General features: G+C 37.9%; 16 protein-coding genes, 3 tRNA genes and 1 pseudogene. 14 read left to right on the top strand and 6 right to left on the bottom strand.

All coding sequences use genetic code 11. From position 1 onward, the window contains the following. Positions 1-208 precede the first annotated feature (208 nt). Positions 209-475 (top strand): annotated as a pseudogene (locus tag BBROOKSOX_RS05540) (tyrosine-type recombinase/integrase); the annotation flags it as partial. 75 nt (positions 476-550) lie between these two features. Here BBROOKSOX_RS05540 and BBROOKSOX_RS05535 read toward each other — a convergent pair. The 4 genes from BBROOKSOX_RS05535 to dnaQ form a co-directional block, all read right to left on the bottom strand. Next, positions 551-626, bottom strand: a tRNA-His gene (locus BBROOKSOX_RS05535). A gap of 11 nt (positions 627-637) precedes the next feature. Beyond that, a tRNA-Arg gene (locus tag BBROOKSOX_RS05530) sits at positions 638-714 on the bottom strand. 6 nt (positions 715-720) lie between these two features. Beyond that, positions 721-797 (bottom strand) — tRNA-Pro (locus BBROOKSOX_RS05525). Positions 798-848: 51 nt separating this feature from the next. Continuing rightward, positions 849-1,514, bottom strand: coding sequence for a DNA polymerase III subunit epsilon (gene dnaQ / locus BBROOKSOX_RS05520; protein WP_139660242.1), 666 nt, complete (start codon positions 1,512-1,514; stop codon positions 849-851). 65 nt (positions 1,515-1,579) lie between these two features. Here dnaQ and rpoZ point away from each other — a divergent pair, with 65 nt between their 5' ends. The 7 genes from rpoZ to BBROOKSOX_RS05485 all read left to right on the top strand — a co-directional run bounded on the left by rpoZ (position 1,580) and on the right by BBROOKSOX_RS05485 (position 7,618). Further along, a complete protein-coding gene (gene rpoZ, locus BBROOKSOX_RS05515; RefSeq protein ID WP_139660241.1) occupies positions 1,580-1,915 on the top strand; it encodes a DNA-directed RNA polymerase subunit omega in 336 nt (111 codons plus the stop codon). Positions 1,916-2,084: 169 nt separating this feature from the next. After that, positions 2,085-2,339, top strand: a complete 255-nt coding sequence (locus tag BBROOKSOX_RS05510; protein ID WP_139660240.1) for a DUF4212 domain-containing protein — start codon at positions 2,085-2,087, stop codon at positions 2,337-2,339. 12 nt (positions 2,340-2,351) lie between these two features. Continuing rightward, entirely contained in the window at positions 2,352-4,064 is a 1,713-nt protein-coding gene (locus BBROOKSOX_RS05505; protein WP_139660239.1) for a sodium:solute symporter family protein, read from the top strand. 81 nt (positions 4,065-4,145) lie between these two features. Beyond that, positions 4,146-4,622 (top strand): transketolase, encoded by a 477-nt coding sequence (locus BBROOKSOX_RS05500; protein ID WP_139660238.1) that lies wholly within the window; start codon positions 4,146-4,148, stop codon positions 4,620-4,622. Positions 4,623-4,787: 165 nt separating this feature from the next. Then, on the top strand, positions 4,788-5,009 hold the full coding sequence (locus tag BBROOKSOX_RS05495; protein WP_139660237.1) for a hypothetical protein: 222 nt from the start codon (positions 4,788-4,790) through the stop codon (positions 5,007-5,009). A gap of 70 nt (positions 5,010-5,079) precedes the next feature. Next, a complete protein-coding gene (gene acs / locus BBROOKSOX_RS05490; RefSeq protein ID WP_139660236.1) occupies positions 5,080-6,990 on the top strand; it encodes an acetate--CoA ligase in 1,911 nt (636 codons plus the stop codon). Positions 6,991-7,000: 10 nt separating this feature from the next. Further along, the gene (locus BBROOKSOX_RS05485) at positions 7,001-7,618 is read left to right on the top strand and encodes a trimeric intracellular cation channel family protein (RefSeq protein ID WP_139660235.1); all 618 of its coding nucleotides are present in this window, start codon (positions 7,001-7,003) and stop codon (positions 7,616-7,618) included. A gap of 93 nt (positions 7,619-7,711) precedes the next feature. On the opposite strand, the gene BBROOKSOX_RS05480 is transcribed toward BBROOKSOX_RS05485, so the two are convergent. Both BBROOKSOX_RS05480 and BBROOKSOX_RS05475 read right to left on the bottom strand, forming a co-directional pair. Then, the gene (locus BBROOKSOX_RS05480) at positions 7,712-8,461 is read right to left on the bottom strand and encodes a DUF5131 family protein (RefSeq protein ID WP_139660234.1); all 750 of its coding nucleotides are present in this window, start codon (positions 8,459-8,461) and stop codon (positions 7,712-7,714) included. Further along, positions 8,458-9,774: a three-Cys-motif partner protein TcmP gene (locus BBROOKSOX_RS05475; RefSeq protein WP_139660233.1), complete on the bottom strand. Its 1,317-nt coding sequence runs from the start codon at positions 9,772-9,774 to the stop codon at positions 8,458-8,460. Before BBROOKSOX_RS05475 ends, BBROOKSOX_RS05480 begins: the two co-directional genes overlap by 4 nt. A 124-nt stretch (positions 9,775-9,898) precedes the next feature. On the opposite strand from BBROOKSOX_RS05475, the gene BBROOKSOX_RS05470 reads away from it, so the two are divergent. The 6 genes from BBROOKSOX_RS05470 to BBROOKSOX_RS12065 all read left to right on the top strand — a co-directional run bounded on the left by BBROOKSOX_RS05470 (position 9,899) and on the right by BBROOKSOX_RS12065 (position 14,598). After that, on the top strand, positions 9,899-11,050 hold the full coding sequence (locus BBROOKSOX_RS05470) for a site-specific DNA-methyltransferase (protein ID WP_139660232.1): 1,152 nt from the start codon (positions 9,899-9,901) through the stop codon (positions 11,048-11,050). A 92-nt stretch (positions 11,051-11,142) separates the two neighbouring features. After that, the gene (locus BBROOKSOX_RS05465) at positions 11,143-12,021 is read left to right on the top strand and encodes a DNA methyltransferase (protein WP_373896612.1); all 879 of its coding nucleotides are present in this window, start codon (positions 11,143-11,145) and stop codon (positions 12,019-12,021) included. A 2-nt stretch (positions 12,022-12,023) separates the two neighbouring features. After that, positions 12,024-12,185: a hypothetical protein gene (locus tag BBROOKSOX_RS05460; RefSeq protein ID WP_180323866.1), complete on the top strand. Its 162-nt coding sequence runs from the start codon at positions 12,024-12,026 to the stop codon at positions 12,183-12,185. 103 nt (positions 12,186-12,288) lie between these two features. Beyond that, positions 12,289-12,621, top strand: a complete 333-nt coding sequence (locus tag BBROOKSOX_RS12075; protein WP_257607777.1) for a DEAD/DEAH box helicase family protein — start codon at positions 12,289-12,291, stop codon at positions 12,619-12,621. 40 nt (positions 12,622-12,661) lie between these two features. Further along, positions 12,662-13,516 (top strand): hypothetical protein, encoded by an 855-nt coding sequence (locus BBROOKSOX_RS12070; protein WP_257607776.1) that lies wholly within the window; start codon positions 12,662-12,664, stop codon positions 13,514-13,516. Beyond that, positions 13,510-14,598: a hypothetical protein gene (locus tag BBROOKSOX_RS12065; protein ID WP_257607775.1), complete on the top strand. Its 1,089-nt coding sequence runs from the start codon at positions 13,510-13,512 to the stop codon at positions 14,596-14,598. Before BBROOKSOX_RS12070 ends, BBROOKSOX_RS12065 begins: the two co-directional genes overlap by 7 nt. The last annotated feature ends 58 nt before the right edge of the window (positions 14,599-14,656 follow it).

Here is a 14,656-nt window from a genome sequence, read left to right as displayed (position 1 = left end):
ACCTAAGGTTTTTTGCGGTACTGGATAAAAAGCAGTTTTGTTGATTTAGATGGTTGGAAAAATGGGTGGTTTTGGTTTGTTTGGAGTGGTTTTTAAGGGGCGACTACTTAAGTTGTGATGCATTGCTCTAGGCGGAATACCGCCAAGAACAAAGGTGGCGTAATAAGACGGCTGTAAACAGTCAAGCCTCTACTTTAGAGTTGTATGGAAAATGGGGGTATTACAATTTACGCCTTGCAGTCAAAGTTTTACCAATGCGCTTAAAAGAGCTGGCATTGATACGCCAAAAGGACAAAACACACACATACTACGCCACACTTTCGCTTCGCAATTTATGATGAATGGTGATAATATACTCGTTTTGCAACGAGCATTAAGGCATAGCGATATTAAGATGACTATAAGATATGCGCACTTTGCACCAGATCATCTTAAAGAAATTAAAGAACTCAATCCTTTAAATTATTTAAGTTAATTTAAACTCCGTTGTTATTCTGTTGACATTATCATTTTTCTTGCTTTACAAGAAAGGGTGTAATCCCTTTAAATATGGGGCGAGAAACGGGGTTTGAACCCGCGACAACCGGAATCACAATCCGGGGCTCTACCAACTGAGCTATTCCCGCCATAAACTGTATGGTACGCCCTACACGATTCGAACGTGTGACCTACGGCTTAGAAGGCCGTTGCTCTATCCAGCTGAGCTAAGGGCGCAAAATATGGTCGGAGTGAAAGGATTTGAACCTTCGACCACCTGGTCCCAAACCAGATACGCTACCAAGCTGCGCTACACTCCGAAAAAACGATAATTATACTTTGTTAAGTCTTGTAGTCAACGCTAATTCACTTTAAGAATGCTCGAAATATATATTATGCGCTTCAAGCTCTTCTTTATTGGCTAAAACTACCTTGATTTTAGCGCGATTAGAATCAACTTTTGAAATTTCAACCTCACTATTTTGTTCATCGTTTTGGTTTTCATTAAATAAGGTGGATTGTCCACCCGTCATTGCCAAATATACTTGTGCTAAGATTTGCGCATCAAGTAATGCCCCGTGAACGGTACGCGCACTAGCGTCAATCTCAAAGCGTCGGCAAAGGGCATCAAGATTGTGCATACCACCAGGTCGTTGCTGTTTAGAGATTTCTAAGGAATCAATAATGGTGCAATTGTCTTCAATGGTTTGCTCCACGCCCATTCGTTGTAATTCATGATTTAAGAAACCAAGGTCAAATGGTGCATTGTGAATAACCAAAGTGGCACCTTCAATATATTCTAGGAATTCTTCAGCAATTTCTTCAAATTTTGGTTTGTTTTTTAAAAAGCTATCCTTAATGCCGTGAATTCTCTCAGAGTCGCCCACCAGACGCTCTGGCTGGATGTATTGATGGTATTCATTGTTTTCAATGATTTCTCTATCAACGATTTCGGTGCAACCAATTTCAATGATACGATGACCCTCAGAAGGTTCAATACCCGTAGTTTCCGTATCTAAAACAATTAGTCGGCTCATCAAATATCCTTTGAAGTTGTTTTCGTGTAAAATTGCCTATTTTATCGTATTTATAAGTTGAAATTATGGCAAGAGTGACTGTTGAAGAGTGTTTAGATTTTGTAGAGAATCGTTTTGAGTTGGTATTGGTAGCTGCTAAGCGTGCACACCAGTTAAGTTCTGGTGGCCATAGGTCAACCTTAGATGTTGGCAAGGATAAACCAAGTGTTGTTGCACTTAGGGAGATTGAAGCGGGTTTGATTAATGCATCAATTTTGACAGAGGTGTATGCAATGGAAGAAGAATTATCAGCCAAAGCCAGAGTGGCAAACAGCGCTAAGATGGCAGAAGTTGAAGCAGAATTATCAACCACTGCCATTGACGAATCAGCCGATGAGATGAGTGAAGTGACAAAAGCTTAATTCCCTTATTGTCTTTATATCCCTTATAAAATGACGCATCGCGTCATTTTTTTTCGTCTCTACATTATTAATCCAGTGGTTAATATATATCAGCATTTCATGATAGTTGAAACCATTAATAAAACAATGTGTATCATTTTCAAACAAGTTAACAAAAGAGGGGAGTTGAATGTCTAGTAATAATAATGATTATTGGAAAGCCAATATTGCACTGATTGTGAAGTGCTTATCTATTTGGTTTGTTGTCTCGTATTTATTTGGCATTGTGTTTGTCGATGCGCTCAATGTTATTAAGATTGGGGGTTACAAACTTGGGTTTTGGTTTGCACAACAAGGCTCAATATATGCATTCGTAGTGTTGGTTTTCTATTATGCAAAGCGCATGGGGGACATCGATGAAAAATACAATGTTCACGAAAAATAAAGGGGAGTAGTTATGGATTTACAAACATTAACATTTTTATTTGTAGGTATAACTTTTACCCTCTATATTGGTATTGCTTTTTGGGCAAGATCAGGGTCAACGCATGAGTTTTATGTGGCAGGTGGCGGTATTCACCCCATTGCAAATGGTATGGCAACAGCAGCTGATTGGATGAGTGCAGCGTCATTTATCTCAATGGCGGGTTTAATCGCCTTTTACGGATACGGAGGCTCGGTATTCTTGATGGGTTGGACGGGTGGCTATGTGTTACTAGCGATGTTACTTGCGCCTTACTTAAGAAAGCATGGGTCATTTACGGTTCCTGAGTTTATTTCTGATCGTTATTATTCAAAGACTGCGCGTATTGTTGCAGTTATTTGTTTAATTATTGCCTCAGTGACTTATGTTATTGGTCAAATGAAAGGTATTGGCGTGGCATTTTCTAGATTTTTAGAAGTAGATTATGAAACGGGTTTGGTAACAGGTATGGTTATCGTGGCATTTTATGCAGTCATGGGCGGTATGAAAGGCATTACTTATACGCAAATTGCACAATATGTGATTATGATTATTGCTTATACCATTCCAGCGGTGTTTATTTCATTTATGCTCACAGGCAACCCAATCCCACAACTGGGTTTGGGTAGTGAGATGGCCGATGGGACTTATCTATTAGACAAACTAGACCAAGTGGTCACCCAGCTCGGGTTTTCTGAATACACCACGCAGGCAAGATTAAGTACAACAAATATGTTTGTTTATACTTTATCCTTGATGATTGGTACAGCAGGTCTTCCGCATGTCATTATGAGATTTTTTACCGTCTCTTCGGTAAAAGCAGCGCGTGAATCTGCAGGTTGGGCATTGGTGTTTATTGCACTTCTGTATACAACAGCACCAGCAGTAGCCGCCATGGCAAGATTAAATTTGATGACAACGATTGACCAACCTAATGCTGAGCAAAATTTAGCCTATGCAGAGCGCCCAGCATGGTTTAAAAATTGGGAAAAAACAGGTTTATTAAAATTTGAAGATAAGAATGGCGACGGCTTGATTCAATATACAGGCGATAAGAAGACTAATGAGATGGTTAAAGTTGATAGAGATATTATGGTGTTGGCTAATCCTGAAATCGCAGGCTTGCCTAATTGGGTGATTGCCATTGTGGCTGCCGGTGGTTTGGCTGCTGCATTATCCACTGCTGCTGGGTTGTTGCTAGCGATTGCATCGTCAATTTCGCACGATTTACTCAAAGGCGTATGGCGACCCAACATTTCTGAAAAAGACGAGTTAATGTATTCCAGAATATCAATGATTGGTGCCATTTTGATTGCGGGCTATTATGGCTTTAATCCACCAGACTTTGCCGCAGGTACGGTGGCACTCGCCTTTGGTTTGGCAGCGTCTAGTATCTTCCCAGCATTGATGATGGGTATCTTCTCTAAAAAGATGAATAAAGAAGGCGCTATTTCGGGTATGCTTTCAGGTATTGGTATTACATTGTTATATGTATTTCAACATCAAGGCATCATGTTTGTGAAGTCAACTTCATTTTTAGGTGATATGAACCCTAATTGGTTCTTCGGTATTGAGCCAAATGCATTTGGTGCCATTGGTGCATTGGTTAACTTTGCGGTAGCATTTTTGGTCATGAGTCGTACCAATAAAGTACCTAAAGAAGTTGAGAAGATGGTTGAGAATATTCGTATTCCAGCCGCCAATTAATACTTGTTAGAAATGCCTTTAAAATGCCCAGCAATGCTGGGCGTTTTTTTATTTAAAATGTAGGAGTCTCAAGGAGTTAATATGTTTTTTAAGAATAAGCATGTCATCACATCAATGATTGTTGCGCCTATTTTGGCCATTATTAGTTATTTTACCGTTGATTATTATGTTGCTGAGGTGCCACATAAGGCCAAACAAGGGCAGTCTTATAAAATGCTGGTAAAGCCTAATTGTCGTTGGGCAAGTGGCGCATGTGATTTGATTAACGGGGCGTTAAAAATCCATATCACTGCAGATACGCAAGCTTATGGGTTAAATGTGCTTTTTGTTGATGCGTCAAGCGACTTAAAAGGTATTAAGTTTGCTTTGGTTAAAGCAAAAGACAAAACCTCTAAGCCACAATCAATGATAGCTTCTAACGGTAGTAAGGCATCTTGGCAATCCCCACAGATAAAGGTTATAAAATCAGATTACTTACAGTTTGTTATCTCTGCAAATGAGAGTCTCTTTTATGCTGAAGTACCGACTGTTTTTGTTTATAAGGAACCTTTGTTATAGAGACCTTTGCATAAATAGGAACAATCATCAGAAACCCACTTTTCACCCACTTGGCGATTTTTTAAACCCAGCCTTAGCCTTGCTAGGACAAGGTTTAAAGAAATCACCAATTGGGCAAAAATTGGATTTTGCCAATCATCCCTATTTATGCAAAGGTCTCTAATAATGTTAGACACCCTTAAAATTGAGCGTAGAAAAATACAACAAACGCAGCAACACACTCAGCCTAATGGGTTAAGATTATTCAATTTTCGAGAGAAATATAATCTGCCACGCTACAAGGCACATAATGCAATGCAGGATGTGATTTCAACAGCCGAGTTATTTTTGGCGCAAGTTGATTATATGGGCAATAAAGAGAGCGTTAAGTTACGACAATTAATTTAAAAAAAATTACCCCATAGAAAAAACAGTTTTTAGGTATTATTTACGGATATTTGTTTAAGTTTATCTCGCTATGTATCCAATTGCAAAATCAGACAGAACTCCACTTATTGACGAAAAAACTTACTTGGCAATGTATCAAGAATCTATTGAGAATTCTGATGTCTTTTGGTCTAAGAAAGCCAAGGAATTTTTAGATTGGGATAAGGATTGGGACAGCACTTCTAACGTGGATTACCACCAGGGTTTGATTGAGTGGTTTAAGGGCGGTAAGTTGAATGTGGCTTACAATTGTATTGACAGGCATCTGCCACAGCGTGCAAATCAAACAGCGATTATTTGGGAAGGTGATAACCCCGAAGTCAGTCAAAAAGTCACTTATCAACAGTTGCACGATGAAGTGGCAACATTGGCTAACGGGCTTAAAAAATTGGGCGTTAGAAAGGGCGATCGAGTCTGTATTTATATGCCCATGATTTTGCAAGCAAGCTATGCGATGTTGGCCTGTGCGAGAATTGGTGCAATCCACAGCGTGGTATTTGGTGGATTTTCTCCTGAGGCACTCAAAGATAGAATCTTGGATTCTGAGTGTAAGATAGTGATTACAGCGGACGAAGGCATGCGTGGTGGTCGCTCAACACCCCTTAAAACTAATGTAGATATCGCCGTGGCAGCTTGTGATTGTGTGGAGAGCGTGATTGTGGTGCAAAACACCAAAGGCGATGTGGCATGGGGCAATAAAGATGTTTGGTATCATGATTTGGTTGAGGATATGTCAAAGGAATGCCCGTGTGAGTCGTTTGATGCGGAAACACCCCTATTTATTCTCTACACTTCAGGTTCAACAGGCAAACCTAAGGGCGTATTGCATACCACAGGCGGTTATTTGCTGTATGCTGCCATGACGCATAAATATGTTTTTGATTATCAAGACGGCGATATTTATTGGTGTAGCGCCGATATTGGTTGGGTAACAGGGCATTCTTATATTGTATATGGACCACTGGCAAATGGAGCGACTACCTTAATGTTTGAAGGTATCCCCACTTATCCAGATGCCTCGCGCTTTTGGCAAGTGATTGACAAACATCAGGTTAATTCGTTTTATACGGCACCAACTGCCATTCGTGCACTCATGGGTGCGGGCGATGGATTTGTAGCAAAAACCCATCGTTCTAGCTTGCGTGTTTTAGGCACAGTGGGCGAGCCGATTAATCCTGAAGCATGGGAGTGGTATTATCACAAGATTGGTAATGGCAAATGCCCAATTGTTGATACTTGGTGGCAAACAGAAACGGGTGGGCATATGATTACCCCATTACCTTATGCAACTGCACTTAAACCAGGTTCAGCCAGTCAGCCATTTTTTGGCATTGAGCCACAAATTGTGAATGAAAAAGGCGAAGTGTTGGAGGGTGAGGCAGAAGGTATTTTGGTGTTAGCACGCTCGTGGCCAGGGCAAATGCGCACACTTTATAATAATCATGAGCGTTTTATGGAGGCGTATTTTTCCACTTTTCCAGGTAAGTATTTTGCAGGTGATGGTGTAAAACGAGATGTAGATGGTTACTATTGGATTACGGGCAGAGTAGATGATGTGTTGAATATCTCAGGGCATCGTCTTGGTACAGCTGAGATTGAATCTGCCTTGGTATTGCACCAAGATGTGTCTGAGGCAGCAGTGGTCGGTTATCCACATGATATTAAAGGGCAAGGTATTTATGCCTATGTTTCTACCAACAGTGGTGTTCAACCCAATAATGACTTAAAAATGGAGTTGGTTAAGTTAGTGCGTCGTGAAATCGGGGCAATTGCCACTGTTGATAAAATCCAATTCGCACCGAGTTTGCCAAAGACCCGTAGCGGTAAGATTATGCGTCGTATCTTACGCAAGATTGCTGAGAATGATTGTGATAATTTGGGCGATATTTCTACACTGGCAGAGCCAGAAGTTGTGGATGATTTGATTTTAAATAGAATCTAGTGGTATCAATATGACGCAATTACTTGTCAATCTTTATTGGATAACACTGCTCGCGGTTATTGTGTCATCCGCTTCCGGGGTTTTGAAAGCCGGATTCAAAAAGTTTGATTTATTTGGTGTCATTATTATTGCTATCACCACAGGACTTGGTGGAGGCTCTTTGCGAGATTTGCTACTCAGTAGAGAGGTATTTTGGGTTGCTGATCAAGTATTTTTTATTGCATCGCTCTTAAGTGCAATCTTTATATTTATCACTGCGAGAATCTTTGCCATTCCACAAAAACTTTTCTTAATTATGGATGCTGCAGGTTTGGCAACTTTTGGCATTGCAGGAACTCTGGTAGCAGTGATGATGGATATTCCACCACTTCTGGCAAGTTTTATGGGGGTATTAACAGGGGCAATGGGCGGTATTTTGCGTGATGTTTTGTGCGGCGAAGCACCTGTCGTGTTTAACTCACAACTGTATGCAACAGTTTTATGGCTAGGCTCTTTGCTGTTTATAGCTTTATTAAACTCAACTCAAGACATTACACTGTCAGCCATTGTTGCGGGTTTTTGTATGTTTACAGTTAGGCTTTTAGCTATTTATTTTAATATCAATTTGCCAAAGTTCCGTTTTAAATAAATTTCTAGACAAAACAACAAGCAAGTCTAATTTTTATTTTTGTAACCAAATAATGGCTTGTTTAGCGTGATTATTTCTATAAGTGGTGTAAGTTTATTGTGGATATTGGTTAAACTCTGGATAATTTTGATAAGGCTTGCCATTTAATAGTTTGCCGTTTTTTTGTTTATTGCGTTTTTTTTCGTCGGCACCCCAAGTTCCCCATTGTTTAAAGAAAAAGGCAATATTTTGCTGGTTGCATTGTTTTTGGATGTTTTCAACCCAAGACTTCTTCATCTTTCGTGCTTTACTGCCACTTTCGCCGCCAACAATTACCCAGTGAATATCGGAAAAATCAACCACACCTAGGTCTTCTAACAAGGGTTCAATTGATAGGAAGCGAATTTTTGCAGGTATTTTTTTAAGCACTTCAATGCGTGGCAAGCCTTCTTTAATATTTTCAACGCTTACGCCAAGCCATACATTATCAGGCACCATTCTATTTTTAAAATATTTTAGTAACTGATCTTGTCGCTTGGTCAAAATTTGATATTGATGGTGCGGTGTTTTTTTAATAGTATCAAAAACCTTGTCTATAAACTCAAAAGGCACTTCTTCGTGAAACAAATCACTCATTGAATTAACAAAGTAAGTGGTGGGTTTTTTGCGTTTTAAAGGTTGGGTTAGTCGTTCAGGTATCAAGCTCAATTCAAAACCATTGTGATATCCGTTCGCCCCCATCGCCTTTAATCGTTTTGCCATTACTTCGGCATAGCAATGTTTACATCCAGCAGATACTTTATTGCAACCCGTGGTAGGGTTCCAAGTTTGCTCTGTCCATTCTATGTGGGTTTTAGTGCTCATCTTGGTTTAAATAAATTCATTTGTGGTGGTATCTGAATAATATCACTATCTTTTATATCTGATCTCCTTATTTCCCCTTCTTTGCCTACAATTTTTAACTCTTTATGTTGTAATAATTCCTTCATATACCCTTTGAAAATTTCCTTATCTGCTGGTGTGTTATTGGCAACTTGGTTGTAAAAATCACCAAAAGCAGTGGGTTTATTGTGTAAAAATTGAGGGATTTCTTCCATGTGCTTTACTTTCATTTTTTCTTTGGATCGCTGATCAAATGAAAAATCCTCAATATTAAAAAGTTGGTCGGCACCCTCATATTTGCCATGAAATCCCAGCATTCCATAATGATTCATTTTTGTTTTATCGTGATTAGCCACACGCCAATGCACTTGAGTCATAACATTTCGAGCTTGAGAATGATTGGATAAATGCACTAACCACATATCTCTATGGCTATTTTCTGCAGATAGAAAAAATGGCGTGTAAAACTTGGCATTTGAAAATAATTGCAATTTTTCCATTAGTAAATTTTCAATAATCCCACGCCAAGCCCTCTCTGTTTTTTTAATGTCACTTAACTCTCTTAAATCTAAGTCCAGTTTATCTTTTAATGTTTTTTGAAATTGAACACCTTCTTTTACTTTTATTTCTTCTTGTTTTTGATTGTCAAACAGTTCAGGATGTTTGTCTATAGTTTGCTCTGGGTCGCGAATATAATCAATCAAATGATCAACTGCCATAGTTAAAATAATTTCAGATTTAGGTAAACGCCTAAAGATATCTCTGATAACGGAAAACGGTGCATCTGTATAACCATATTGGTCAAGGATAAATATCGCTCTTACATTTTCATTGTATTTTTGCTGAATTTGCTTAATAATATTTTTATACTCTTTTTCAAACTCACCCTGTTGCAAAACGATTTCTGTGTCAAAAAATTTATCATATTCAAGGTTTTTTAAATGGTTTTTAAGATAGTCTAAATTGGCTTTTTTCTTTTCAAGGAAAAAATATTGTTGTTTAATGGTAAATTGTTTTTTTCTTGTTTCGTTGATTGTTTTTTCTGTCGCTTTAACTGTTTCAATAATTTTAATTGGTGATCCGTTATGGCGTTGATTGTCTTGAGTTAAATATTCTCCACCACCTGCAAAAGCATCTACTATCACAATATTAAAGTTAGGGATGAGAGGGTTTGAGTTTAGGGTATGTATGTATTCTTTAATATACTCAGTATAAACTTTTTGCTTGGCAATACTATGAGGTTTAATTCTTGGTGGCGGTTCGTCAAGATTCCAATCATATTCTTTCTTGCTCATTGTTGGATTTGCCAAAGTTTTAATTAAAAAAAATTTTACGCTTTTATTATAGGTCTTGAATGATTTTTTTGGTTAAAATACGGTAAAAATTGACCGATACAAACCCCTTAAGAATATGACACCGATGAATGAAGATTTGGCGGTGTTGAGAAAGCATTTTCCGCAGTGTTTTGTTAAAGATGGTGACTTTGATTTTGAGAAATTTAAGCAGCAATTGACGACTTCTGAGGTAGATTTTTATCGAGAAAGTTATGGGATGGATTGGCTGGGGAAAAGTTATGCGCGGTTGTTGGCGTGTGATGAGGCGACTACTTTGTTGCGTGAGGAGGCGTCTTGGAATGGAAAGGTAGAAAATGTTAATTCGCAAAATTTGTTGTTAAAGGGCGATAATTTGGAGGTGTTAAAGCATTTGTCTCATGCGTATTATGAGAAGGTAAAAATGATTTATATTGACCCACCTTATAACACTGGGGGTGATGGGTTTGTGTATCAGGATGATAGAAAATTTAGCGTTGAGGAATTGCAACAATTGGCAGGGGTGGATGAGGATAAGGCGAGGCGGATTTTAAAGTTTACTCAGAGTAAGAGTAATTCGCATTCGGCGTGGTTGACTTTTATGTATCCACGGTTGTATATTGCCAAGCAACTTTTAAAAGAGGATGGGGTTATTTTTGTTTCGATTGATGATAATGAAGTGGCACAACTTCGGCTATTAATGGATGAGGTTTTTGGGGAGGATAATTTTGTTGCCCAACTTCCCACTGTTATGAATTTAAAGGGAAATAATGACGAATTTGGATTTTCTGGAACCCATGAAATAACATTGGTGTATGCAAAACAAAAAAGCATTGCAATTTTAAATCAATTTTCTATTGATGAAGATGAGATGGAAGATTGGAGTGAAGACAAAAAGGGTTTTTATAAGCAGGGTGCAAATTTAAAGGCAACAGGTGTGAACGCACCAAAAGAAAAAAGACCCAATCTATATTTTCCTATTTTTATTGATGAAGACGATAATATTTTCGTAACAAATAACGATACGCCTCCTAAAAATTACAAAGGAAGACTACTTACTTTGTACCCTATTACTAAAGAAAAAGAAATGTCTTGGAGATGGAGCAAGGATAAATTCATTAAAGGAGACCTTTGCATAAATAGGAACAATCATCAGAAACCCACTTTTCACCCACTTGGCGATTTTTTAAACCCAGCCTTAGTCCTGCTAGGACAAGGTTTAAAGAAATCACCAAGTGGGCAAAAAATTGGATTTTTCTAATCATCCCTATTTATGCAAAGGTCTCTAAAGATAAGAATGATATAATTATTTCAAGAAATGAAACAGTTGGGATTTATAAAAAGCAAAGACCTTTGCTTGGAAATATTCCCTCAAAAAAACCAAAAACTATTTTTTATAAACCGAGTTATAGTAGTGGTAATGGCACACTTCAGATTGAAAAATTGTTTAACAAAAGAGTATTCTCAAACCCGAAACCTTTGCAATTACTTTGGGATTTTATTGAAATTGGATTAAGTAGAAACGACACTATTCTTGATTTTTTCGCAGGCTCAGGCACAATTGCCGATGCCGTAATGCAACTCAACGCTAAGGATGACGGCGATAGAAAATATATTCTGGTACAACTTCCAGAAAAAATTGATAAAAAGAAAAACAAAACCGCTTATGATTTTGTGAAAGATGAGTTAAAAGCAAACAACCCAACTATTTTTGATATTACTAAAGAAAGGCTAATTAGGGCAGGTAACAAAATTCAGGCAGACAACAAAGCGTCTAAAATACCCAAAGATTTGTCAAAGCAGGATTTTGGTTTTAAGGTGTTTGAGACCATGCCGATTTGGGAGGATTATGATTTTGAGGCAGATGAATTTGACAAGCAACAAACACTTTTTAATGAGATAACACTCACGGAAAATGATATTAAGGCTTTGTTGACGACTTGGAAAACTTACGATGGCATTGCCTTAACTTGTGATTTGGAGGCGATAGATTTGGGCGGATATTGTGGGTATTATGCCAGTCAAAAACTGTATTTGATGGATCAGGGTTTTAAAACGGAAAATTTGGTTAAGTTGTTGGAAAAAATAGACAAGGATACAAATTTTAATCCCACCAGTGTTGTTGCTTTTGGTTATCATTTTGAGAGTAAAAATTTGCGTGAAAATAGTGAAAATCTAAAGTCTTATGCCAATAAGAAACAGATGGATATTGATTTTATTATTCGGTATTGATGATGGCAGGATTTAACTTTGAGAAAAATTTAGATCATCAAACGCAGGCGGTTGATAGCACAATTTCTGTGTTTAAGGATTTAGAAATCCAGCAGTCAATAGGGGCTAATAAAGATTGTGTCAATCCGTTGATTAGAGACCTTTGCATAAATAGGGATGATTAGCAAAATCCAATTTTTACCCAATTGGTGATTTCTTTAAACCTTGTCCTAGCAGGGCTAAGGCTGGGTTTAAAAAATCGCCAAGTGGGTGAAAAGTGGGTTTCTGATGATTGTTCCTATTTATGCAAAGGTCTCGATTAATATTCATTCTGGCAATTATGCTGACAATATTGTTCGCGTGCAAGAAGCAGGTGGCATTGAGGAACGGGCAGCAAGTCGCAGTAGTACTATTATTGACATTATGATGGAAACTGGCACAGGGAAGACCTATACTTATGCCAAAACCATGTTTGAACTTAATCGAGAATACGGTATTTTTAAGTTTGTGGTAATTGTGCCAACGCTTTCTATTAAGGCAGGAACGATAGATTTTTTGAATTCTGAGAGTGCCAGAGTGCATTTTAAGGAGCAGTATAGTAAAGTGCTCTGTAGAAAGTAAGAAAGGCAGTAAAAGCAAAAAGCAGTCAATACCACCCTCGGTGGTTAGTTTTGTGGAAGCGGGGGCTTTTGATAAGCACAGTATTCAGGTGTTGGTTATCAATACTGGCATGATTAATTCAGACACAATGCAAAAGCATTTTGATAGAACGATGTTTGATGAATATGACACGGCTTTTGACGCCATTGCCTCCATTCGTCCTTGGATGATTATTGATGAGCCTCATAAATTTGTTCAGGTTAATAAAACTTGGGAGAACATTGAAAGAATAAAGGCGCAATTGACATTTCGCTATGGTGCTACTTTCCCTGAAAAAGAGGTGAAATATCGAGACGGGCTTGGGGGTAAGATCAGTAAAAAAGTTAAGGATTATCACCACCTTATTTATACACTTACTGCAGTGGATGCGTTTAATGGCAATTTGGTTAAGGGTGTTATTGGGCATACGATTAAGCTAGAAGGTGGAACGAATGCCTTGGTAAAATTTGTTAATTCAGATGGGAAAGAGGCGAGTTTTGAATTGACAGAAGGTAGAAATAAGAAAACTTTTAAAGTAATTGCAAAGGGCAGTTTGGAGACAGTCCATGGTGCAATGAGCGGTTTATTGATTGAAAAGATAAATAAAACGACTGTGCTTTTGTCAAACGGTTTAGCGTTAAAAAAAGGCGATAAAATTAACCCTTATTCTTATGCAACAACACTGCAACAGATAATGCTGGAAAAGGCGATAAAAAACCATTTTAAATTGGAAAAGCAGTATTTAACACAGACGGTTAGGATTAAGCCACTTTCGTTGTTTTTTATTGATAATATTGAAGAATATCGTGGCAAAAATGGCACCCTTAGAATCACAGTTGAAAGCTTGATAAAAGCCGAAGTTGAAGCACATTGTTAAAGGCGGAAAAACATATTGCGTATCGGGCGTATTTAGAGAAAACATTGGCAAATATTCCTTGTACCCATGGTGGGTATTTTTCTAAAGACAATTCAGAGAAAGATGAGGTGATTGAGAAAGAAATTAATGAAATTTTGCACGACAAGCAAGCGATGTTGGATTTGGATAATCCTCGGCGTTTTATTTTTTCTAAATGGACGCTACGAGAAGGTTGGGACAATCCAAATGTGTTTCAAATATGTAAGATTAGAAGTAGTGGCAGTGATATATCAAAATTGCAAGAGGTTGGGCGAGGGTTGCGCTTGCCAGTGAATGAGTATGGCAATCGGGTGAAGGGTAGTCAGTTTTATTTAGATTATTTTGTGGATTTTACCGAAAGTGATTTTATTGATAAGTTGGCAAGCGAGATTAACCAAAAATCGGGGGCAATTTCAGCAGAAGGCACACCGCCTAGTGACCTGCATGCAGAGATGATTAAACAAATCACAGAAAGATATGATATCGGCAAAGAAGCGTTATTAAAATTACTGGATGATAAGGAAGTTATTAACAGAAGCAATGTATTTAAAAAATCGGGTTTTGATTACATTAAAACACATTATCCCCTGATTTTTGATGGGGTAAACCCCCATAAAATTAGACGCTTTGAAGATGTTAAAAAGAAGGTAAGCATTCGCACTGAAAAATACAGAGAATTGCAAGCGTTGTGGGAAAAAATTAATGAAAAAGTGATTTTGGAATATAAGTTTGAAAACGAGGAGGCATTTAAAACAATGTTTGTTAACTTTTTACAAGAAAACAATGGCTTTTCAATTGAAGGCTTTAATGAAAACACACAGACAATAGTGCTAAAAGACAAGGTGGCAGGGGTTGCGGAGGAAAGCGTGGCTTGCGATGAGCCAACCCCACTGCCAACGATGAAATACAGTGATTTTTTAAAGGCGTTGTCTAGCAGATTAACACTTAATTTGAAAACATTGCATCAGGCGTTTATTGAGTCTAATACCAAATTCAAAAAACAACTAAACCAAAAAACTCCACTCTCTACTACACAAATTTTTAATAAAACCATCCTCACTTAGTATTTCATTCCAAGCCTGACAAGATCTTTCAATAATATCATCATAATTTTGGAATGTG

The organism is bacterium endosymbiont of Bathymodiolus sp. 5 South (assembly GCF_900128535.1).
Lineage (GTDB): Bacteria > Pseudomonadota > Gammaproteobacteria > PS1 > Pseudothioglobaceae > Thiodubiliella.
Note: the sequence above shows the minus strand (reverse complement) of the source record. Positions and strands in the feature narration are given on the sequence as shown.

Excerpts from the sequence above, each read along its gene's own strand:
- BBROOKSOX_RS05505 (WP_139660239.1), top strand. The coding sequence starts at position 2,352 with ATGGATTTACAAACATTAACATTTTTATTTGTAGGTATAACTTTTACC.
- dnaQ (WP_139660242.1), bottom strand. The coding sequence starts at position 1,514 with ATGAGCCGACTAATTGTTTTAGATACGGAAACTACGGGTATTGAACCT.
- BBROOKSOX_RS05460 (WP_180323866.1), top strand. The coding sequence starts at position 12,024 with ATGGCAGGATTTAACTTTGAGAAAAATTTAGATCATCAAACGCAGGCG.
- BBROOKSOX_RS05480 (WP_139660234.1), bottom strand. The coding sequence starts at position 8,461 with ATGAGCACTAAAACCCACATAGAATGGACAGAGCAAACTTGGAACCCT.
- BBROOKSOX_RS12075 (WP_257607777.1), top strand. The coding sequence starts at position 12,289 with ATGATTGTTCCTATTTATGCAAAGGTCTCGATTAATATTCATTCTGGC.
- BBROOKSOX_RS05475 (WP_139660233.1), bottom strand. The coding sequence starts at position 9,774 with ATGAGCAAGAAAGAATATGATTGGAATCTTGACGAACCGCCACCAAGA.
- BBROOKSOX_RS05470 (WP_139660232.1), top strand. The coding sequence starts at position 9,899 with ATGAATGAAGATTTGGCGGTGTTGAGAAAGCATTTTCCGCAGTGTTTT.
- BBROOKSOX_RS05510 (WP_139660240.1), top strand. The coding sequence starts at position 2,085 with ATGTCTAGTAATAATAATGATTATTGGAAAGCCAATATTGCACTGATT.
- BBROOKSOX_RS05500 (WP_139660238.1), top strand. The coding sequence starts at position 4,146 with ATGTTTTTTAAGAATAAGCATGTCATCACATCAATGATTGTTGCGCCT.
- BBROOKSOX_RS05485 (WP_139660235.1), top strand. The coding sequence starts at position 7,001 with ATGACGCAATTACTTGTCAATCTTTATTGGATAACACTGCTCGCGGTT.
- rpoZ (WP_139660241.1), top strand. The coding sequence starts at position 1,580 with ATGGCAAGAGTGACTGTTGAAGAGTGTTTAGATTTTGTAGAGAATCGT.
- BBROOKSOX_RS05495 (WP_139660237.1), top strand. The coding sequence starts at position 4,788 with ATGTTAGACACCCTTAAAATTGAGCGTAGAAAAATACAACAAACGCAG.
- acs (WP_139660236.1), top strand. The coding sequence starts at position 5,080 with ATGTATCCAATTGCAAAATCAGACAGAACTCCACTTATTGACGAAAAA.